This is a genomic window from Candidatus Nitrospira allomarina, from assembly GCF_032050975.1.
GTDB lineage: Bacteria > Nitrospirota > Nitrospiria > Nitrospirales > UBA8639 > Nitrospira_E > Nitrospira_E allomarina.
Genome location: NZ_CP116967.1, coordinates 2349288 through 2369154, shown reverse-complemented (window position 1 = coordinate 2369154; position 19867 = coordinate 2349288). Strand labels below are relative to the sequence as shown.

General features: G+C 52.3%; 21 protein-coding genes. 12 read left to right on the top strand and 9 right to left on the bottom strand.

All coding sequences use genetic code 11. The annotated features are described in order from the left end of the window. Nucleotides 1–180 precede the first annotated feature (180 nt). The gene (locus PP769_RS10500; RefSeq protein ID WP_312640004.1) at nucleotides 181–384 is read left to right on the top strand and encodes a hypothetical protein; all 204 of its coding nucleotides are present in this window, start codon (nucleotides 181–183) and stop codon (nucleotides 382–384) included. 22 nt (nucleotides 385–406) lie between these two features. Here PP769_RS10500 and PP769_RS10495 read toward each other — a convergent pair whose 3' ends face one another. The 3 genes from PP769_RS10495 to PP769_RS10485 all read right to left on the bottom strand — a co-directional run bounded on the left by PP769_RS10495 (nucleotide 407) and on the right by PP769_RS10485 (nucleotide 2613). Beyond that, a complete protein-coding gene (locus PP769_RS10495; RefSeq protein ID WP_312640003.1) occupies nucleotides 407–886 on the bottom strand; it encodes a CDP-archaeol synthase in 480 nt (159 codons plus the stop codon). A 110-nt stretch (nucleotides 887–996) separates the two neighbouring features. Continuing rightward, nucleotides 997–1818 (bottom strand): tRNA 2-thiocytidine(32) synthetase TtcA, encoded by an 822-nt coding sequence (gene ttcA / locus PP769_RS10490; RefSeq protein WP_312640002.1) that lies wholly within the window; start codon nucleotides 1816–1818, stop codon nucleotides 997–999. Nucleotides 1819–2055: 237 nt separating this feature from the next. Continuing rightward, the gene (locus PP769_RS10485; protein WP_312640001.1) at nucleotides 2056–2613 is read right to left on the bottom strand and encodes a hypothetical protein; all 558 of its coding nucleotides are present in this window, start codon (nucleotides 2611–2613) and stop codon (nucleotides 2056–2058) included. Between the two features lie 347 nt (nucleotides 2614–2960). Between PP769_RS10485 and PP769_RS10480 the strand changes: the two genes are divergently transcribed. Continuing rightward, a complete protein-coding gene (locus tag PP769_RS10480; RefSeq protein WP_312640000.1) occupies nucleotides 2961–3155 on the top strand; it encodes a YgaP family membrane protein in 195 nt (64 codons plus the stop codon). 145 nt (nucleotides 3156–3300) lie between these two features. Here PP769_RS10480 and PP769_RS10475 read toward each other — a convergent pair whose 3' ends face one another. The 4 genes from PP769_RS10475 to PP769_RS10460 all read right to left on the bottom strand — a co-directional run bounded on the left by PP769_RS10475 (nucleotide 3301) and on the right by PP769_RS10460 (nucleotide 9980). Beyond that, nucleotides 3301–5118: an OPT family oligopeptide transporter gene (locus tag PP769_RS10475; RefSeq protein ID WP_312639999.1), complete on the bottom strand. Its 1818-nt coding sequence runs from the start codon at nucleotides 5116–5118 to the stop codon at nucleotides 3301–3303. Nucleotides 5119–5199: 81 nt separating this feature from the next. Then, nucleotides 5200–6408, bottom strand: a complete 1209-nt coding sequence (locus tag PP769_RS10470; protein WP_312639998.1) for an osmoprotectant NAGGN system M42 family peptidase — start codon at nucleotides 6406–6408, stop codon at nucleotides 5200–5202. A gap of 25 nt (nucleotides 6409–6433) precedes the next feature. Beyond that, nucleotides 6434–8170, bottom strand: coding sequence for an N-acetylglutaminylglutamine synthetase (gene ngg / locus PP769_RS10465; protein WP_312639997.1), 1737 nt, complete (start codon nucleotides 8168–8170; stop codon nucleotides 6434–6436). 37 nt (nucleotides 8171–8207) lie between these two features. Further along, entirely contained in the window at nucleotides 8208–9980 is a 1773-nt protein-coding gene (locus PP769_RS10460) for an N-acetylglutaminylglutamine amidotransferase (RefSeq protein ID WP_312639996.1), read from the bottom strand. 650 nt (nucleotides 9981–10630) lie between these two features. Here PP769_RS10460 and PP769_RS10455 point away from each other — a divergent pair. The 10 genes from PP769_RS10455 to PP769_RS10410 all read left to right on the top strand — a co-directional run bounded on the left by PP769_RS10455 (nucleotide 10631) and on the right by PP769_RS10410 (nucleotide 17808). Further along, nucleotides 10631–11035: a RidA family protein gene (locus PP769_RS10455; protein ID WP_312639995.1), complete on the top strand. Its 405-nt coding sequence runs from the start codon at nucleotides 10631–10633 to the stop codon at nucleotides 11033–11035. Between the two features lie 420 nt (nucleotides 11036–11455). Next, nucleotides 11456–11905, top strand: a complete 450-nt coding sequence (locus tag PP769_RS10450) for an OsmC family protein (protein WP_312639994.1) — start codon at nucleotides 11456–11458, stop codon at nucleotides 11903–11905. Between the two features lie 109 nt (nucleotides 11906–12014). Beyond that, entirely contained in the window at nucleotides 12015–13274 is a 1260-nt protein-coding gene (locus tag PP769_RS10445) for an RNA polymerase sigma factor (RefSeq protein ID WP_312639993.1), read from the top strand. A 226-nt stretch (nucleotides 13275–13500) separates the two neighbouring features. Continuing rightward, a complete protein-coding gene (locus PP769_RS10440) occupies nucleotides 13501–13887 on the top strand; it encodes a YciI family protein (protein ID WP_312639992.1) in 387 nt (128 codons plus the stop codon). A 161-nt stretch (nucleotides 13888–14048) separates the two neighbouring features. Continuing rightward, nucleotides 14049–14474, top strand: coding sequence for a YciI family protein (locus PP769_RS10435; protein ID WP_312639991.1), 426 nt, complete (start codon nucleotides 14049–14051; stop codon nucleotides 14472–14474). A gap of 79 nt (nucleotides 14475–14553) precedes the next feature. Next, nucleotides 14554–15153, top strand: a complete 600-nt coding sequence (locus PP769_RS10430) for a DUF1579 domain-containing protein (protein WP_312639990.1) — start codon at nucleotides 14554–14556, stop codon at nucleotides 15151–15153. Between the two features lie 121 nt (nucleotides 15154–15274). Then, a complete protein-coding gene (locus PP769_RS10425) occupies nucleotides 15275–15631 on the top strand; it encodes a YciI family protein (protein WP_312639989.1) in 357 nt (118 codons plus the stop codon). Between the two features lie 89 nt (nucleotides 15632–15720). Next, nucleotides 15721–16203 carry a VOC family protein gene (locus tag PP769_RS10420; RefSeq protein WP_376753437.1) on the top strand — a complete coding sequence of 161 codons (483 nt, stop codon included), beginning with the start codon at nucleotides 15721–15723 and terminating at the stop codon, nucleotides 16201–16203. A gap of 118 nt (nucleotides 16204–16321) precedes the next feature. Further along, nucleotides 16322–17509 (top strand): WD40/YVTN/BNR-like repeat-containing protein, encoded by a 1188-nt coding sequence (locus PP769_RS10415; RefSeq protein WP_312639987.1) that lies wholly within the window; start codon nucleotides 16322–16324, stop codon nucleotides 17507–17509. After that, nucleotides 17506–17808, top strand: coding sequence for a ubiquitin family protein (locus tag PP769_RS10410; protein ID WP_312639986.1), 303 nt, complete (start codon nucleotides 17506–17508; stop codon nucleotides 17806–17808). Before PP769_RS10415 ends, PP769_RS10410 begins: the two co-directional genes overlap by 4 nt. Before the next feature lie 65 nt (nucleotides 17809–17873). Here PP769_RS10410 and PP769_RS10405 read toward each other — a convergent pair whose 3' ends face one another. Both PP769_RS10405 and ada read right to left on the bottom strand, forming a co-directional pair. After that, the gene (locus PP769_RS10405; RefSeq protein ID WP_376753436.1) at nucleotides 17874–18617 is read right to left on the bottom strand and encodes a 2OG-Fe(II) oxygenase; all 744 of its coding nucleotides are present in this window, start codon (nucleotides 18615–18617) and stop codon (nucleotides 17874–17876) included. A 2-nt stretch (nucleotides 18618–18619) separates the two neighbouring features. After that, nucleotides 18620–19699: a bifunctional DNA-binding transcriptional regulator/O6-methylguanine-DNA methyltransferase Ada gene (gene ada, locus PP769_RS10400; RefSeq protein WP_312639984.1), complete on the bottom strand. Its 1080-nt coding sequence runs from the start codon at nucleotides 19697–19699 to the stop codon at nucleotides 18620–18622. Nucleotides 19700–19867: the final 168 nt, after the last annotated feature.

Here is a 19867-nt window from a genome sequence, read left to right as displayed (position 1 = left end):
TTTTCCACTAAGCTTGCCAAACACATCCATGTCGGAGTTTAATGGGCACGTCAAAAAAGTGCATCTATGACCTTTGAGGAATTACGAACCCGTTGGCCCTGGCGGCCCATTCAAAATTGTCCGGGGCGGCTTGTTCTCCCCAGGTTGGAGCCTCCCGTTTCCTTCGAAATGCTACTCGGCATGCCATGTGCCCCTCAAGCCTTTTCCAGCCATCGGGCCAAAGATCGAGTACTCGTCTGGCCGCTACAAGATGGTGGCCTTATTTCCTACGAACAGCCTGATGGGCGCTTGATCCATACTCTCAATACGCCTGCCGGGTTTAGCCGGAAACTTGGCCAATTGGGGATTACCTTCCCCAAGACCAAAAATCTTTCCAAGGAATAAGGTCTACAGGGGCAACACCGGATTAATGGGGATTTTTACGAATCCGGAATCTGTATAAAATCGGAGAAATAAACAGCTCGAACACCAAAAACGCACCCGCAGTGGCCATAATGCCACTAGCCGATAACGACAGGGGTCCCCATAGCCCTAACAGGGGAAAAAGGCTCTCCGGAATTTGGTCCAAGCCCAAGGCCATCCCGCCTGAGGCATAACCCAAACGTCGCTTGAGAAAACTAGAGAGGCAGTCGCCGGTCATGGCTAACCCTCCAGTCAACAGCCCTATGTCCCAGGGTATACCTAGGACATCCGCCGCCAGAACCGTGCCCACCAATGAGAAAGCCACACCTCGATAGGTTTTCGAGGGTCCCAACACCGGCTGCCCATCGAAGAAAGTCGCTCCCCCATCAAGAGGAGCACTCCAACGCCCTTGTATAAGCAGTCGCCCGAAAATCGGGGCGGCATTGGCCGCCATAATCAACAAAAAAGCCTGGAGATAAACCATTATGATGCCCGGCAAAAACCGCACATACAGGAGAGGCTAGGGAAGACACACCATGGAATGGGATCTGGCAGGTCGGTCATCATTCGCACGGAAACCACCGTCAGGCCCATCTACGATTCGGGCTCGCCAAAAGTCTCAAAATCAAATAATCGCCGATCGAGGAGATGACTGGGTATGACCTTGGACAAAGCCGCAAACACACTGTCACCCGAGCCAGGATACCGGTCATCCCATTCCTGAAGCAGGGCCTTCACTTCTTTGCGTTTCAAATTTTCCTGTGAACCGCATAGGTCGCAGGGAATGATGGGAAAGTTTCTCATTTCCGCATAGCGGGCCAGTTCGGATTCCTTCACATATGCCAATGGGCGGATCACCACATGTTGTCCGTCATCAGATTTCAGTTTTGGCGGCATGCTTTTGAGAGTACCGTTGAATAACATGTTCAACAACAAGGTCTCCATCATATCGTTGCGATGATGGCCAAGAGCAATCTTGGTCGCGCCCAACCGTTCCGCCAACCCGTAGAGGATGCCGCGACGCAACCGTGAACAGAGCGAGCAGGTCGTCTCGCCTTCGGGAATCAGCCTTTTCACCACCGAATAAGTATCGCGCTCTTCAATATGAAACGGCACGCCAAGCTTCGTGAGATAATCCGGCAGCACATGTTCAGGAAATCCCGGTTGTTTCTGATCCAAATTCACCGCAATCAGTTCATAAGACACCGGAGCACGAGACTGCATGGACATCAACACGTCCAACATCGCATAACTATCCTTCCCCCCGGAAAGGCACACCATGACCTTATCGCCTCCTTCAATCATGTTGAAATCGGCAACCGCCTGCCCTACCATCCGGCACAAACGGGTATGAAGCTTCTCGCTAGATCCGGTCAGATGGGACATGGGTTGGATGGGTTGAATATCCTGCAACATAGCTTCGTTTCTACTCCTCATTTCTGAAAAAGATTGATGCGTTATAATTCATAGGGACATGCAACACCCCTGCAATCGGCACGATTACGCATTCTACCCTCCGAAACCGTAAAAGAGATAGACAGTCAGAGGCGAGACCAACCCATCGGAATGGCAGGGAAAAATGAAGCCCTTGTCAGGCACCAGACGGGGGTCAAGAAAAGGAAGTGGGACCGGCTGAAGAGGGACCAGGTATCATCAGATCTTTCGTTTCGTTTTCCTCATCTTGGACTGGTGGCCTGTTCCCCAAGCGGCAGTATCGACCAACGATAAGACTTGAGAGGCTAAACTAGCTTCACGACCATAAAAGCCCTTGGTATGAAAAGAGTCTTTCAGACCTAAACAATCGTAATCCAAATGATGACACAGTTCATGTAGCAACGTGCGCAGAAACGTGCGAAAAGCGACGACCTGATGCCGCTTGGCCGTGCGCATCCACACTTGAATACGCGGGATCCGCCGTCCTTCCATGGGATAATACAGGCCATACAGTTCCATCCGGGGATTGGAAGGTCGGATATCCAGCAGTTCAAATCGAATGGGCCGAATATGCAGTTGGCTCGTTAAACTATTCAGAAGACGTTGAGTCCATTTTTGCGTGCGCAAATGACTCTCGGCCTGTAAAGCTTCAAATATTTTTCGTACGACCGGTCGAACAACAGAGACATTGGGCAATTGAAAATCCGACACCTTGTCGCTTGCCCGATAGATCCGCTTCGCCTTGGCGTTAAGCTGGTGGTAATAGCCGAAAGGCATGTCTTGGTCTCCATTCTGCTTAGTGAAGGTCTAAAAGCACCCCAAAGAGTAGCACCCCTTGAACCTACCGGAAAAGACGGGAGATCTACTGAGGTAAATGATGAAATTATTGTTTATTAACAATGTATTGCCTATAATTTAATCAACATTAAACTCACGAAAAAAAGTAAATTAAAATACGTATTTTTCATAAAAGTCCACGGAGTTAGACTCCCCCCAGGCGCTCCTCATTTCAAGAAACATCACGACTGAAAAGTGACGAATTGATAACCACCCAGAAAAAATCCTCTTTGGTAAAAAGGAAACCCGGAAGGCCATAGACAAACGTTTCAACAGGAGGAGTGAAGATGAAGCGAAAACGCCAACTCCATGACGGAATCGCCGGCGCGCTCATTACGGCAGGCGTCGCACTCGGGTACTACGTGAATCCTTTATGGTTGTTACTTCCGGGAATCCTTGGAGTCACACTGCTGCTGCAAAGCGGGTTCACCGGATTTTGCCCGGTGTATTTTATTCTGGACAGAACCTGTCCTGAAGAATAGAAGAAGGGCAGATATCGGCAAGGGATGGTCGGACATGACCAGCTGTGGATTTGGAGAAACGTGAGAAACCGGCAGGAAAGTTTTAAAAACACCGCAAGGACACAGCGTCTTTCAGAAACCTCCACCTGCCTTAACTTGGATCTGGTCAAAATAGTATTTTAACAAGAACACTCGCGACACCTGCGAGGCTTTCACCTGCCACGAGCCCGGCGGCCAGCGCCATCACAAATCGTTCCGCCCAAGTCTTCGCATACCTCATTAAAAAGGCTCCAAGAAGGGCACCCAGAAAGAGAGACAGAGAATTCCAGGCAGGAATGACAAATGCCAGTCCCATCGTCGAGGCGCTGGGGATCCATCGGCTAACGGATAGTGGGACAGATTGATCGAGAACCACCATCCCCACGCCTAGTACACACGCAATGCTCATGGCCAACAGACTCCCAGGAGGAATTGCCTCTGTACCGAGTTGAAAGACTTCCGCGACAGCCTTCCAGGTTGCCACGGCAGGCGCCGGCCATTCGATGGTTAACAACATGGATTGAGGATCAGGGATGAGCACCAGATACACCGCACTACCCACAAGAGAGCCGGTTAACACTCCGAAAATTTGAGCCAGGGCTTGAAAGCGCGGCGAGGCGCCCAGAAGTAGACCGGTCTTCAGGTCGTGGAGGAGGTCTGCGCATTGGCCGGCCGCTCCTCCTGTGACGTTGGCCGCCATTAGATTGGTCGTGACATTACCCGGAATGAGGAAACCAAACGTGAGTTGTGTGACTTTCCCCATGGCACCAATTGGCGTAATCCCGGTTTCCCCAGAGACTCGTCCCGCCACGATGGCCAACACAAAGGAGAGAAGGACCGCGAGAATCGCAATACCCATTGAAATGTTGAATAACGTTATCTGGGTCATCACCGCAAAGACCAAAGAAATACACAGTCCAATCACAAACCATTGACGTGGAATAACAAAGGGATCATTCGGGGTTAAAAGGGAAACCGGGGTTTTTCGAGAAAGTATGGTGCCGGTGACCATTGTCCCCCAGGAGCAGGCAAACGACGTGAGCGAGGCCATGACCATCAGGGTCACCCCCGGCCAGAGCAACCATTCCACCAGAGGTCCAAACCAATATCCGTCCGGCGTCAGATGTTCCGCAGGAATCCAGCCTTGCGTGAGGACCCAAGGACCAATGATGCCCCAGGCAAGGATCGCTCCAAGGAGCAGAGAGAGTCCGGCGCGAAGCCCGATAATGGCCCCAAAGCCCACCATCAGAAGCGAGGGATCGAGAACGAACCCAAGATTGGAAAGGGAGACAGTGGATAACCCGGCCTTGTTGAGCGCTCCCTTCAATGGAATGGCCAGGCCCGTTGCCACTTTGGGGATGGTCAGAATAGCTTCGTTGAAAATTTTCATGATCCCGGCGATCCCACCAGCCGTGAGGAGAACTTTCACGCGAGCCAGGGCTTCCCCCCCTTTCCCATAGATTTCCCTCACGGTTTCCGCTGTGGCAACACCGGCGGGAAACGGCAATCGGTCACGAATAAGCATCTGGTGCCGAAGACCGACCGCGACCACGATACCCATCAGGCTGACGGAAAAAACCCATACGGAGAGCAGAGACCAAGGCAATTGCTCGCCCGTCAACATGGCCAGGGCGGGAATCGGGGCCACCAGCCCTGACGAGATAATGGATGCAGCCGAGGAGGCCGTGGTTTGATTGATATTATTTTCAAGAAGCCCCCAGCGCTCGGTTTGGGCGGTCGTTTCAAATATTTTCCAAAACGCATAACTGAGCAAGGCTGCCGTAATGGACATATTAAATGTCCAACCAATCTTCAGCCCGCTATAGATATTGCAGGGGGTGAGGAGAGCTCCTAAGACCATCCCCGTGGCAATGGCACGAAGCGTCAACTGTGGATGGGTCGTATTGGCTGGGGGAAAGGTAGATGGGGGGGGATGAGAAGACATCAAGCCAGACAGGGAAATGAGGAGAACATCCGCAAAGGAAGTGTATCGAGCATCCTGTCGTCTGTCCTTAGCGGAGAAGCACTATGGGTCATCTTGGGGTTCACCATGACGTCGGACCATGTCCTCGAGGGTGTGGGGGAAAGACGTTTCTTCAATCGGTTGAGTTGGAAAATCATTATCGGACCCTAACGTATCGCGATCTCTCCAAAACACCGGTTCTTTTTGCATATATACGACCAATAACTTCGCAATGGCCTCGAGTCCACTCAGATGAGTTCGCTCATAGCCATGGGAAGAATCGACCCCAAATGTGAGAAGAGCGGTCCGAATGTCGTTCCCGGCCTCTACGGCCGACGCACTATCACTTCTATAGTCGCAAAAAATGTCGCGCTGAAACGGAATGTCATGTTCCACACATAAGGCGATGAGGCGCCTGACCAGGTGATAATCAAAAGGCCCGGCTGAATCGGCCATGGCAATTGTCGCACCAAATTCGCTCGAGGCCTGAAAGGGCGCGGGAGTGCCGTTATCAATCGTGATCATTTCTGCAACATCTCCATGTAAGATCGCCGAGGCCCCTGACCCAACCTCTTCGGATATCGTAAACAGTAAATGGCAATCCACAGGAAGCGTGGCCCCTGACTCAAGAATGGATTTGGCAGCAGCCAGGATGGTGGCCACTCCGGCTTTATCGTCCAAATGCCGCGAATTAATAAATCCATTGGGGCCAATTTCAGGCGAGGGGTCAACGGCAATGAAATCACCAATATGAATCCCGAGACGATGGAGATCCTGATCGGTCGATAAGGGTTGGATACGTCCATTGACGTCCGTCACAGTTTCATCGAGTCGAATTTCCAGATTCTTCCACGACACCGGTTGCGTATCAATTTCGTCACCATAGGTGTGCCCGGAGGCTTTCAGGGGCAGGATGGTGCCACGATGCATACTGGTATCGGAAAAGACGGTCACACGGGCACCTTCGGCAAATCGGCTGGACCAGGTTCCGATTGGCACGATCGCCAGCCGTCCGTTGGTTTTGAGCCATTTCACCAGAGCCCCCAACGTATCTAGATGGGCCACAATGGCTCGATCAGGCGTACTGACTTTTCCTGCCATGGTGGCTCGAATGGCTCCGCGCCGCGTAAGTTCGAAGGGAATCCCTAATTGTTTCAGTTCACCCGACACCGCATGGACAATTTGATCGGTATAGCCGGTCGGACTGGGAATCGCCAGTAGTTTTTGGAGAATATGAAGGAGGTACTGCGTGTCAATTTTTGAATGGATCATACAATCCCCTATTAACCCCAAAGGACTACTTCAATTTTGTGGGCGTCTTGGTTTGAGGAAACAACAGGTCAATAAATCGTTCCGCTGTCGGTTGCGGTTCATGATTGGCCAGACCAGGCCGTTCATTGGCTTCAATAATGACATAGTGAGGCTTGGAAACCGCCGTGACGATAAAGTCGAATCCCACCACCGGAATAGCCAGCGCCTTGGCACCAATCACCGCCGCGGTGGCTAAATCAGGATGAAGTTTTCCTGTCACGTCATGGATCGTACCTCCGGTATGCAGATTGGCCGTCTTACGCACCGTAATAGTTTTACCTTTGGGCAAAACCTCCTTGAGGGTATAGCCGCCTTCCTTTATGCACCGCTTGGTTTCTCTGTCCAGAGGAATACGACTCTCGCCGCCGGTCAATCGTGCCCGTCGCTGACTCTGCCGATCAATCAATTCGGCTATCGTATGATGTCCCGTTCCCGTGATCCGAGGTGGTCGTCGAACGGCAGCGGCAACCACTTCATAATTGATCAACACAATGCGTAAGTCCTCGCCCTTCACATATTGTTCCAGAATAACGTGATCACCACTTTTGCCGGCAAGGGCAATTGCGGACTCCACTTCCTTGACCTTTCGCACATCCACACTTACGCCAGCTCCTTGTTCCCCCGTCGCCGGTTTGACCACAATGGATCCGTACTGTCCAAGAAATTCACCATTGGGTTTCCGCCCATTGGCCACCACCTGCGCGGGAACGGATAAACCGGCTTCTTGTAACACGCGCCGGGTGAGCGCCTTATCCGCACAACGGCTCATCGCAATCGCTGTAGTCAATTCGGACAACGATTCTCGACAGGTAATGGACCGGCCCCCAAACGTCAAGCGGAAGTAGCCCTTCTCGGCATCCAACACATCGACGTCGATGCCTCGACGTCTGGCCTCATTAACAATAATGGTGGCATAGGGGTTGAGTCGTTGATCCGGTGAGGGGCCTGCAAACAGCTTTTCATTAATGGTATTTCGCGTTTTCACCGCAAACACAGGAATTCGTCCAAATCCCAGTTTCCGATACAGCGCGATGGCTTCATAGTTGTCATGCAGCACCGAGAGATCCACATAGTTGCACCCCCGGGCCTTCATCCGTTCGGCCGCATGACGAATCAACGCCTCCCCCACTCCGGGATGGTGCGCTTGAGGATCGACGGCCAGACTCCAGATGCTACTGCCTTTTTCGGGGTCGTCAAAAATCAGGCGATGATTCACAGCTAGAATGACCCCAATCACTTCATTCGTGGCCTGGTCTTTCGCGAGAAAATAGCAGAGTTTTTGGGAGCGGCGCTGCCTCATAAGGAGATCGGTGTCGGCCGTGACCATGCCCCGTGCCGCATAGATTCGATTCAACGCCGTGACATCGGCCTCCGACTGGATGGGAGTGATCACTATGCCTGATTGCTGATTGGCAACGGATTGATAATCACCCAACCACAATCGAAATGTATGCGATGGATCCAGAAACAGCTTGTGCGGGCGCAGGGCCAGGACCACGTGAGGATCCCGTAAATAAAAGGCAATATCCCGGTGCCCGGGACGTTCCTGCATCAGCGTGGAAGCCACCTCTTCGGGCCCTGTAAAGGTGTGGGCAAAAATGAGCCGCCCCCAACCGCAATCCAGGACCACTTTGGGCTTCACTCGCCGGCCCTGGTAGGTCGCCGGCCCGACTTCCCAGTTTTTAACCGTCGGCCCGATCGGTCGTTGGCGGGGGCTCGTCATGTGGAGAGCTTGCGGACCCTTCAAAACATCGCGATCCCTAGATGCCATGGGACTGAAGCCACAGTTCCAATAATCCAAGCTGCCAGAGCTTTGACCCACGTAAAGGCGTGAGATGATCATCCGGATTCTTCAACAATTCATCAATATAGTCCCGCTGAAAGATCTCGCGGTTCTGACTGGTTTGTGACAAAAGGGCCTCTTTCACCATGCCCAAATAAGGGCCCCGCAGATATTTTAGGGCGGGGACGGGAAAGTACCCTTTGGGCCGATCAATGACCTCTGAAGGGATCACCCGGCGGGCAACTTCCTTGAGGATACCTTTTCCCCCTTGCGCTATTTTCATTTCGGCCGGCACCCGTGCGGCTAATTCCACGACTTCATGATCTAAAAACGGCACTCGCGCTTCCAAGCTCCACGCCATCGTCATGTTGTCGACACGCTTAACCGGATCGTCGACTAACATAATGGTCGTATCAAGCCGTAAGGCCTTATCAATCGGTCGAGAGGCCCCCGGTTGGGAAAAATGCGTCTCCACAAAACGCTGACTATGATCGTCTCCGTGAAACCGTGGATGAATGACTCGAAGAAATTCCTTCTGGTCGCGATCAAAAAACACCTGGCGATATTCATCAACCGGATGTTGACTGTTCAACAGTGGGGGATACCAGTGATATCCTGCGAAAATTTCATCGGCTCCCTGCCCACTTTGGACCACCGTGACATGTTTGGACACTTCTTTGGAGAGCAAATAAAACCCGATGGCATCGTGACTGACCATTGGCTCGGACATGGCATGAATGCAACCCGGCAGGTTAGGCAGAACGTGCGTCGTATCAACGGGCAGCTTGTGGTGACGGGTGGAAAATTTGTTGGCAATGATATCGGAGTAGGAAAACTCGTCCCCCTTTTCCTCTGCCACCGTTTCAAACCCAATGGAAAAGGTATTCAGGCCCGTGGCACCTTCGGCCGCCAACAGGCCCACGATGAGGCTCGAGTCCAGTCCACCGGACAAGAGCACCCCGACGGGCACATCGGCAATCAGCCGTCGGCGGACAGCCGAACGCAGGACCTCATACAGCCGATCTTGCCAGTCCCGTTCTTTCCACCCCCTTTCATCATCACGCGGCCCGAAAGAGAGTTGCCAATAGTGATGATGTCGCCGTGCTCCTGTTGGTTCGATGACCATCATGGTGCCGGGCGCTAATTTCCGGATGCCTTGAAGCAAGGTATGAGGGGCAGGAACAACGGCGTGAAACATGAAATAGTGATGAAGCGCCACGGGATCCATCTCCGTGGAGACGTTTCCCCCCGCTAAGAGAGCCGGCAAGGTCGATGCGAATCGAAACTGCTGAGATGTCTCAGTAAAATAGAGCGGTTTAATTCCCAACCGATCACGCGCCAGCACAACCCGCTCTGAATCTCTTTCCCAAATGGCGAACGCAAACATACCATTTAAGCGGTGAATAAAGCCTTCTCCCCACGCATGGTAGGCCTTAAGAATGACTTCAGTATCTCCCTGGGAAAAGAAGGTATAGCCTTTCCCTTCCAGCTCATGCCGCAATTCCTTGTAGTTGTATATCGCCCCATTAAACACAATGCCAAGCCCCAGGGTGGAATCCACCATGGGTTGCTGGGACGCCTGGGTCAAGTCAATGACTTTGAGACGTCGATGCCCGAATCCCAATCGCCCTTGAACGTACAACCCCACGCCATCAGGGCCACGACTGCCCATGGTCGCATTCATGGCCATCAAGTCTTTGGGGTCTACAGGACACCCTGAGAAATTTATCTGTCCAAGAATTCCGCACATTTGCTCATCAACCTTTTAATCATCTTGAAATGCTTTTATCGCACATGTAATTGTTGACCATCACATATACATACAAGCATCTCTGGCTCATCCCCTTTGAAAAGGAAATTTTCACCAGGGATAATTTTTTTAAGAATTGGCCCATTGTGAACGGGAATAATGTCCAGAGGATGGGAAAACTTACCCTAATAATTAATCTCAGCTTTGTCAAACAAATCCAATAGAAATGCACTCATCAGAAGACTGAAAATACCCTATGCGAAAGAGGTCTTCTGCGTGATATTTTCAATCATTAAAGAAACATATTTGCGAGGCTCCCCATAGAACTCTTTTGAACAGAGATTTTTGTCGCACATACCTCGCAGGCTGTCGAAAAAAAACCCCAAATATTCTTCTGAGAACTTATCGGGTTCAAAAATTTTACGATGTTCAACGTAGTCAAGCAGGATATTCAAAAAGGCCCATAATGCGAGTCGGTTTAGAAATTCTGAGTTGGCCTACAACAGTGAGACGATTCGAGGCACCGATACCAAGCCAAATGAATGGCCTCCGATTAGATATACTGAATCATCCTCGTGTGTCATTAATGGGCAATCGCAGCGGTAAGGGGTTTTTGAAGTCTTTTTCGACAGCAATAAGGAGGTGGTACGATGAACATCACACAAATCCGGATCGATCCGGATCCCTACGAGCCCTATCGTCTTTCCCAGGGGTATCGGGTCGGTGATCTGCTCTTTATCTCAGGTCAGACTGCCATCGATACGAACGGCCGAATCGTCGGCGCAGGCAACTTTGATGTCCAGGCCAACCAAACTTTTGATAATCTCGAGCGGGTACTGCATGCGGGAGGATCAAGCCTAGGGAACGTCATCAAAGTGACGATCTTTCTGACCGACATGACCCATTTCGATAAAATCGTTGAACTTCGCGGTCAACGGTTTACGGCTCCATATCCGGCAGACACCATCGTGGAAGTCCGCTCACTATATTCTCCCGACGCGATGATTGAGATTGAAGCTATTGCCGTTGCCGACTCTGCGGCTGAGCGGAAGTAAGAGTCATTCGGGTAAAATAAACTATAAATGAAATCTTGAGACTAGAACCGGCGGCCCGCTTGGAAGAATCCGACCAGCTTCTTATGGAACCCCCAGGCGCCGGTACAATGAAAATATTGTCTGGCGGACACTTTCTTTAGACGAACCGCCACATATCGGGATGCACAAATTACACATCAATAAAAATTGCTCTGATGAGGAAAATACACGAGTACGGAAAACAGCGGCAAGCACTGCGAAATGAAGAGTGTAGTTGATGTGACATTATTTTGCTGTTTTTTGAAGATTCCAGCGGCAATCGTCTGGGAATCTGTTACCGCGAATGCGCATAAGTACCCGGATTCGTTTTCGATCGTCCAAGCACAGGGAAGTCGCCTCAACAAAAAAAATGATTGTCACGCTTTCGAAAGGGGTTGATCAATGTCTGAGCATAAGATCACGCTGGAATGGAAGAGGGGATCAGAGAACTTTTCGTACGAATCGTATAATCGAGACCATGAGTTGTTTTTTGAAGGTGGGGTTCGCGTTCCCGCCTCCGCCGCACCGGCCTATCGGGGGAATCCCGCTCATGTAAATCCTGAGGAAGCCTTTGTGGCGGCCTTGTCGAGCTGTCATATGCTGACTTTCCTGGCAATGGCAGCCAAGAAACGATTCGTTGTGGATCGCTATAGTGATCATGCTGTTGGATTGTTAGAAAAAAATCAAAACAACAAGCTGGCGATTACACGTGTCATCTTACATCCTCGAGTGATATTCGGTGGGCCGACTCTTCCGACTCAGGAACAGAGACACGCTCTCCATGAGCAGGCTCACAGCGAATGTTTTATTGCCAATTCGGTGACAACAGAGGTCACGGTTGAAGCAGAATAACGGACAACATTCTCTCTCATCCCACCTCAGCAGAGGCGATCGCTTCCCTGAACGCGCACGCCATACCTCGATGGTCTTTCCGTGCTTCTCAACGTGATGCCTTTCGATCATGAGTGAAAGACCGGCTAGAGAGGTGCGGGAGGTGGTGGAGGAAGTGTACCGCACTGAATCGCGCCGGATTCTCGCCACCTTGATCCGCCTGCTCGGCGACTTTGATGCGGCTGAAGAAGCGTTGCACGAGGCGTTTGCGGTCGCGGTCGAACAATGGACCAGGGATGGGATCCCGGCCAATCCGCGAGCCTGGCTCGTGTCGACCGGACGTTTCAAAGCGATCGATGGAATGCGGCGACGGACCAGATTCGACGCCTCGCTTGCAGAACTCGCCACGCAGTTGGAAGCCGGCATTCATGACACTCATGAAAATCCGGATGAAAGCATCGACGACGACCGGCTACGACTGATCTTTACCTGCTGCCACCCGGCTCTTTCATCTGAAGCCCAAGTAGCGATGACTCTCCGGGAGGTGTGTGGCCTGACGACGGAAGAAATCGCAAAAGCCTTTCTCACATCCCCGCCCACAGTGGCTCAGCGGATCGTTCGCGCCAAGACAAAGATTCGGAAAGCACGCATACCCTATGAGGTGCCTTCTGAGACCACCTTGCCCGACCGTCTGGATGCGGTGCTGCGGGTGATTTACCTCGTGTTTAACGAAGGATACTCTGCCTCTTCGGGGGAATCTCTCACACGTCATGACCTCTCGGCTGAAGCTATTCGACTGGGGCGATTATTGATGGAATTATTACCGGACGCGGAAGCGATGGGGCTCTTGGCATTAATGCTCCTTCATGACTCCCGCCGCGCCGCACGCATCTCCCAAACTGGAGATCTGATTCTGCTTGAGGACCAGGATCGTTCGTTGTGGAACCGGGATCAGATCGCAGAGGGGATTACCCTGGTAGGAAAGGCGTTTGCTTCACGTGAAATCGGCCCTTATACCATCCAGGCCGCGATTTCCGGATTACATTCCCAGGCAACACATCCCACAGCCACGGACTGGCCTCAAATCGTGTCACTCTACGATATGTTGATGCAGGCATCTCCTTCCCCTGTGGTGGAACTGAATCGCGCCGTCGCAGTGGCCATGCGTGACAGTCCCCTGGCAGGTCTTGCCCTCATCGACGCCATTTTCGCACGAGGGGATCTCACGAATTATTACCTGGCACATTCGGCGAAGGCGGAGCTCTGCCGACGATTGGGCCGAATTGCGGAAGCCAAGGCCGCATACAAACAGGCTCTCGGCCTCACGCAGCAGAAGCCCGAGCAGCGATTTCTTGAACAACGGCTGGCCGGGTTACAGGATCGCAATTAATCCTCCTCCCTTAACGGTACCAATAGGTACAACCAGAGTTTTTCCGATTTGTAGTGACCAGAGCAATGGTCACCCACAATATCTTGTTGAGAATTTTTTGAAGCTCTCTATTCCTAGAGTGCCAATGGCGCCCTCAGCATTCAGGATGACCATTGTCGAATTTGATCCTCCTGAACGACTACCTGACAACAATACCAACTCACCACCTAATCGGAGGTCGGAAATTATGAAATATCTTCTTTTTTGTTGCCACGAGGAAGAAAAGTTCGACAGCATGACCAAAGGCGAGGGCGATGCTCTCATGAACGAAACCTTGGCCTACTGCGAGAAACTCAAGAGAAGCGGCCACCTCATTGTTGCGGAACCCCTTGAGCCAATCCAGATGGCCGTAACCGTAAGGGCCCGGAACGGCAACGTGTCAATCACCGATGGCCCTTTCGCGGAAACAAAGGAACAAATCGGCGGATTCTTTCTGATCGAGGCCAGAGACATCAACCAGGCCGTTCAGATCACGTCCAAGTTTCCATCAGTGCGCCTCGGGAGTATGGAGGTTCGGCCGGTGAGGGACCTGCCCCAGCAAGGGATAGAAGCGAAATTTTATCAGGATGAGTAGATTTTTATGAGGAACAAAAAGATCAACACATGGTGACAGAGCTGCGACTACAGAGGTTTTTCAAATGTCGATTTCAGCAGCCCCGTTCGACAAAAAAAGAGAATCAGGATAAGGCTATTTTTTAATTTAGTTCAAGGTACTAAAGCCAAGGAGATTGGGCGATGAGATTCATGATAATTGTCAAAGCTACCAAAGACTCGGAAGCCGGTGTGATGCCGAGCGAGCACCTTCTTTCTGAGATGGGAAAATTCAACGAAGAACTGATAAAAGCCGGCGTCATGCTGGCAGGAGATGGGCTCCACCCGAGTTCAAAAGGTGCGCGGGTGCAGTTTTCAGGAAACAAGCGAACGGTTACCGACGGACCCTTTGCCGAGACCAAGGAACTGATCGCCGGGTATTGGGTTTGGCAGGTGAATTCGAAAGAAGAGGCGATCGACTGGGTCAAGCGTTGTCCGAATCCTGCAGGTGATGACAAAGAAGGCGAGATTGAGATTCGCCAACTCTTCGAGGCGGAGGACTTCGGGCCAGAGTTCACGCCTGAGCTGAGGGAGCAAGAGGAGCACCTACGCAAAAAATTGTCTTCATGAAAGTACCCTCTGAACAGTCACTCACAGCATGACATACTGATCTCAACCGTGTTCATTATCTCATCACAAGGAGGCATCTATGCGTTTTCCTATCATCACATTCACCTGTCTCTGTATTGCCCTGACCGCCAATCCAGTGATCGCCACAGGCACAGACAAAGAAAAGCAGATGGACCCACAAGCCATGATGGAGATGTACAAGAAGCTGGCCGCTCCCGGCGAACCGCACAAGTTGTTTGCCAGCCTAGCCGGGAGCTGGACGACCACATCCAAAGAATGGATGGAACCAGGCAAACCTCCCACAGAATCGACCGGCACCGCAGAAATGAAAATGTTGCTGGACGGACGCTACCTCTACCAAGCCTACACTGGCCAAATGATGGGACAACCCTTCTCCGGGATTGGAATCGACGCCTACGACAACATTACCAAGAAATATGTCACGGCCTGGATGGATACGATGGGGACGGGGATTTTCATCATGGAAGGAACGGCGAGCGACGATGGCAAGACCATTACGCTGAATGGATCGCATCCTGAGCCGGGCGGAGGGCAGATGACGCATCGAGCGGTCTGGAAGATCGTCGACAACAATACCCAGACGTTTGATATGTATGGGACTCATCACGGCGGCAAGGAAATGAGGATCATGGAGATCACCTATACCAGAAAACAGTAGCGGAACCCATAGCGGAAAAAAACCTTCCGTTGCAATCTGTCGCATCGGTCGCCCTTTTGTCCAGCAATGTTTAGGGCTCATTGGGGCATTGGCGTTCGTTCGTTCTAGTGGAGGAATTCATATGAAATACATGCTGTTGATTTACGGAACTGATCAGGCATGGGACGAGGCCGGACGTGAAAAGTGTTACAAAGAATCCACGGAGCTTGCACACCGGCTTAAAGCTGAAGGGAATTATCTGGCGGCCGCTCCTTTGCATCCTGTCACTATGGCGACCAGCATCCGTATACGAGACGGCAAACGGCTCATCACCGATGGTCCGTTTGCTGAAACACGAGAACAACTGGGCGGCTACTTTCTTATTGAAGCCAAGGACCTGGATGAGGCAATGGACATCGCCGCACAAATCCCGGCGGCCCGGGTGGGCACGGTCGAAATTCGACCGGTTTTAGAGATCGGGGGCTTGCCAACGGAATAGGGACATTCCGCTATGAGTACAATGGCATCCGGAAGGTCGCGAAGTTGACAAACAGATCATATTTACACTCAGCGAAGGCGCACAACATGATGCAGAAAATCAGCCCGTGTTTGTGGTTCGATAATCAGGCTGAAGAGGCAGTGAATTTTTATGTGTCGATTTTCAAGAATACCAAGATAGGGAATATCACCCATTATGGAGAGGAAGGCGCAAAGGTTTCCGGTAGACCCAAGGGATCAGTGATGACCGTCACATTCCAGCTCGACGGACAAGAATTTATGGCCTTAAATGGAGGACCGCATTTCCGATTTACGGAAGCCGTATCGTTTATCATACATTGCGCATCCCAGGAAGAGGTAGACGAGCTATGGGAAAAACTCTCAGATGGTGGTGAAAAAGGTCAATGCGGTTGGCTGAAAGACAAGTATGGGTTGTCATGGCAAATTGTTCCAACTGTGCTAAGCGAAATGATGCAAAGCCACGATCATAAAAAAACCAATAGAGTCATGAGTACCCTCCTTCAAATGAAGAAACTTGACATCAAACGCCTACAAGAGGCTTACGAACAATAGTAGGTCACGACGCCTCGATCACAACGGCCAACACGATTGATAGATGGACGGAATAGGCTCTCACTAGTTGTGAAAACTTTATACGATGATCGGCCTAATTTTCAGAAAGGAGTGAGGTATGAGTGGAGTACGAGTGCTTGTTGGAACGCGCAAAGGTGCGTTCGTGCTGACATCGGACGGCAAACGCAAGAAGTGGGACGTTAACGGTCCATTTTTTGGTGGATGGGAGTTGTTTCACGTGAAGGGATCTCCAGCCGACCCGAATCGGTTGTATGCCTCGCAGTCAAGCAGCTGGTTTGGGCAAATCATCCAACGATCCGATGATGGCGGCAAAACCTGGTTTCAACCGGGAACACCACCCGGCGAGCCGACCACGGCACCGGACGATACGCCCAAGGGGGAGAGCAACAAGTTCGTGTATGACAGCTCAACGGAAACGGGACAACCTCTCACCACCCATCAGTGGTACGATGGCACGCAGCACCCTTGGGAGTTCAAGCGTGTCTGGCATCTGGAGCCATCGCTGACCGACCCGGACACGATTTACGCGGGGGTTGAGGATGCAGCCATTTTCCGTTCCACCGATGGCGGACAGACATGGCAGGAGCTTCCCGGCCTGCGCAGCGCTAAAGGGCACCTTTGGCAACCGGGCGCCGGGGGAATGTGCCTGCATACCATCCTTCTGGATCCCGGCAATCCGGAAAGGATATTCGTCGCCATTTCGGCAGCCGGCACGTTTCGAACCGAGGACGGAGGCAAGACATGGCAGCCGGTCAACCGCGGACTGAAATCGCCATATGAACTTCCCGACCCCACTGCAGAAGTCGGCCACTGTGTGCACTGCATCGCCAAACACCCGTCGCGCCCGGATGTGCTCTTCATGCAGAAGCACTGGGATGTGATGCGGAGCGATGACGCAGGCGAGTCGTGGCATGAAATCAGTGGAGACTTGCCCTCCGATTTCGGATTCCCCATTGCCGTGCATGCCCATGAGCCCGAAACCATCTATGTGGTACCGATCAAGAGCGACTCTGAACATTATCCGCCGGAGGGGAAATTGCGCGTCTACCGCAGCCAGACAGGCGGAAACGAATGGGAAGCACTGACAAATGGATTGCCGCAACAGGACTGCTACGTCAATGTCTTGCGTGACGCCATGGCTGTCGACTCGCTCGAACCCTGCGGGATCTATGTCGGCACCACCGGCGGACAGGTGTATGCCTCGGCCGATTCGGGAGATAGCTGGATGGGCATCGTTCGCGATCTTCCACCCGTCTTATCAGTCGAAGTCCAGGCGTTACCGTGAGCACGATTCGAGTTATCCTTCCAGCCCATTTGCGGACACTTGCACGTATCGACGGCGAGGTGAACCTGGAGATGGAGGGTCCTGTCACCCCACACGCAATCCTCAACGCGCTCGAATCCCGTTACCCGATGTTGCGGGGGACAATTCGTGACCAGGCGACACAACAGCGCCGACCGTTTATCAGGTTCTTTGCCTGCGGGCAGGATCTGTCCCATGAACCACCGGACGCCCCGTTACCCGACGCGATCACAACCGGTGAAGAACCGTTTCTAATTGTCGGAGCCATGGCCGGCGGCTAAGAATCGCAAGGGTATTCCTTGTCCCGGCCACAGAATTCCGTTTCGAAGGAGATTCTTCATCCGGTTTACTTGGCGTCGTGGAATATGATCCCGACCGTATAGCGCTGCCCTGAGCGAACGCGGCTGACCCCATGCCGGAGGTTCACACGATACCAGCCCCTTCCCCCTCGCACAGGACGATGATGAACCGCGAAAATGACGCCATCGCCTTGTCGGATCGGTACCACAATGGGCCGGGATTGCATACGTGGCCGCTGCTCGGTCATGACAAATTCACCACCCGCGAAGTCTTTCTGAGGGTCAGATAAAAGAATGGCAAGCTGGAGCGGAAACACGTGTTCGCCGTAGAGGTCCTGATGCAGGCAGTTGTAATCGTCAGCTTCATATTTGAGCATCAATGGGGTGGGCTTATCCTGCCCGGCTTGATGACAGCGGGCCAGAAAATCTTCATGCCTCTTTGGAAAGCGAACCTCAATGCCCATGGCCGCATTCCACCGGTTCGCAACCGGCACAAGATGGGGATATATCGCATTCCGAAGTTGTTCGATGAGATCAGGAAGCGGATATCGGAAGTACTGATATTCTCCACGGCCAAAGTTATGGCGACTCATCACGATGCGGCTACGGAACATTTCATCGCAAGAGTACAACGAAGCCAAGGACTGACATTCTTTCGGAGAGAGCAGGCGTTCGGTCACGGCGTGTCCTTGAGCTTCGACATCACTTGATACCTGCTCCCAATCAATCGCTCTCACTCGCGTGGTTATATTGTTGTGCGATGGAATGGGAGATGTTGATGGCCCGACCATGTTCATGTGTGGGCCTCACGTTCAAGCAACGCTCGTTTCCGTTCGATGCCCCAACGATAGCCCGACAGGTCGCCATTCGTACGCACCACACGATGACAAGGAATCGCCACAGCTATGGCATTGGTGCCGCAGGCCCTGGCGACCGCTCGAATCGCTTTCGGCGCACCGATGCAGGAGGCGATGTCAGCATAGCTTACCGTCGAGCCGGCGGGAATGTTTTGCAATGCTTTCCAGACCCGATGTTGAAACGCCGTACCTTGCACGTCCAACGGCAGGTCCAACCCCCGCTCCGGCGTTTCGACAAAACCGATCACAGTCGCAACCAGGTGTTCGAAGTCACCATCACCCCCGATGAGATGAGCCTGAGAGAACTGCTTCTGCAAATCGCGCGTCAATTGCTCAGGGTCGTCCCCCAGAAGAATCGCACACACTCCGCGCTCACTTCTGGCAACGAGGATTGACCCGAGAGAACATTCCCCCACGGCGAATCGGATGTCTATCCCGGAACCACCGGCACGATATGAGGAAGGTGTCATACCCAGAACAGCATCGGATGTTTCATAAAACCTTCCGTTGGAATTGAACCCGGCTTCGTAAATTGCCTCCATCACGGTGCCTGTATGATTGAGGTGCGACCTCACCCGTTTTGCCAGATGCGCCGCCGTGTATCCTTTCGGTGTCAATCCCGTTACCGCCTTGAACACCCGATGAAAGTGATACCGGCTTAGTCCTGCATGATTTGATAACTCCTTGAGGCCGGGCACATGATCCGAATTCTCGATGAGCCGGCAAGCTGCTGCGACTTTTTCCGCATATCGTTCCTCTAATCCGGGCTGGTTAGGCGTGCAACGCTTGCAGGGACGAAATCCAGCCTTCTCGGCAACTTCCCGTGAAGCATGGAACCGGACGTTTTCAGGCCGCGGCAACCGAGATGGGCAGGACGGGCGGCAGTACACTCCGGTGGTGTTGACGGAATAATAAAATGTACCGTCGGCTGTTGGGTCACGGGAAACCACAATTGTCCACCGTGGATCATGGCGCGTTGCAACGGAACATTTTTCCTGGGTAGCTATATTTCTCATGACACTAGCTGTGACAGACTGCTAAAACTGCACGCATAATTACCAAGAAAAGTCCCCTCCTGACTCCTCTTTTCCGGATGCCAATCTTTTTATACAACAGTCGGGGACAGAGTGCACTCCGTTTCTTGCTTTCCAATTCTTTCCCTGCCGGTTCCAGGGTTCTTACCA

Bases quoted from the DNA above. Each gene is read 5' to 3' on its own strand.
- PP769_RS10425 (WP_312639989.1), top strand. From the start codon at position 15,275: ATGAAATACATGCTGTTGATTTACGGAACTGATCAGGCATGGGACGAG.
- PP769_RS10495 (WP_312640003.1), bottom strand. From the start codon at position 886: ATGGTTTATCTCCAGGCTTTTTTGTTGATTATGGCGGCCAATGCCGCC.
- PP769_RS10450 (WP_312639994.1), top strand. From the start codon at position 11,456: ATGTCTGAGCATAAGATCACGCTGGAATGGAAGAGGGGATCAGAGAAC.
- PP769_RS10405 (WP_376753436.1), bottom strand. From the start codon at position 18,617: ATGGTCGGGCCATCAACATCTCCCATTCCATCGCACAACAATATAACC.
- PP769_RS10500 (WP_312640004.1), top strand. From the start codon at position 181: ATGCCATGTGCCCCTCAAGCCTTTTCCAGCCATCGGGCCAAAGATCGA.
- PP769_RS10430 (WP_312639990.1), top strand. From the start codon at position 14,554: ATGCGTTTTCCTATCATCACATTCACCTGTCTCTGTATTGCCCTGACC.
- PP769_RS10445 (WP_312639993.1), top strand. From the start codon at position 12,015: ATGAGTGAAAGACCGGCTAGAGAGGTGCGGGAGGTGGTGGAGGAAGTG.
- ada (WP_312639984.1), bottom strand. From the start codon at position 19,699: ATGAGAAATATAGCTACCCAGGAAAAATGTTCCGTTGCAACGCGCCAT.
- PP769_RS10440 (WP_312639992.1), top strand. From the start codon at position 13,501: ATGAAATATCTTCTTTTTTGTTGCCACGAGGAAGAAAAGTTCGACAGC.
- PP769_RS10485 (WP_312640001.1), bottom strand. From the start codon at position 2,613: ATGCCTTTCGGCTATTACCACCAGCTTAACGCCAAGGCGAAGCGGATC.
- ngg (WP_312639997.1), bottom strand. From the start codon at position 8,170: ATGACGAGCCCCCGCCAACGACCGATCGGGCCGACGGTTAAAAACTGG.
- PP769_RS10470 (WP_312639998.1), bottom strand. From the start codon at position 6,408: ATGATCCATTCAAAAATTGACACGCAGTACCTCCTTCATATTCTCCAA.
- PP769_RS10475 (WP_312639999.1), bottom strand. From the start codon at position 5,118: ATGTCTTCTCATCCCCCCCCATCTACCTTTCCCCCAGCCAATACGACC.
- PP769_RS10415 (WP_312639987.1), top strand. From the start codon at position 16,322: ATGAGTGGAGTACGAGTGCTTGTTGGAACGCGCAAAGGTGCGTTCGTG.
- PP769_RS10460 (WP_312639996.1), bottom strand. From the start codon at position 9,980: ATGTGCGGAATTCTTGGACAGATAAATTTCTCAGGGTGTCCTGTAGAC.
- PP769_RS10455 (WP_312639995.1), top strand. From the start codon at position 10,631: ATGAACATCACACAAATCCGGATCGATCCGGATCCCTACGAGCCCTAT.
- PP769_RS10420 (WP_376753437.1), top strand. From the start codon at position 15,721: ATGCAGAAAATCAGCCCGTGTTTGTGGTTCGATAATCAGGCTGAAGAG.
- PP769_RS10435 (WP_312639991.1), top strand. From the start codon at position 14,049: ATGAGATTCATGATAATTGTCAAAGCTACCAAAGACTCGGAAGCCGGT.
- ttcA (WP_312640002.1), bottom strand. From the start codon at position 1,818: ATGTTGCAGGATATTCAACCCATCCAACCCATGTCCCATCTGACCGGA.
- PP769_RS10480 (WP_312640000.1), top strand. From the start codon at position 2,961: ATGAAGCGAAAACGCCAACTCCATGACGGAATCGCCGGCGCGCTCATT.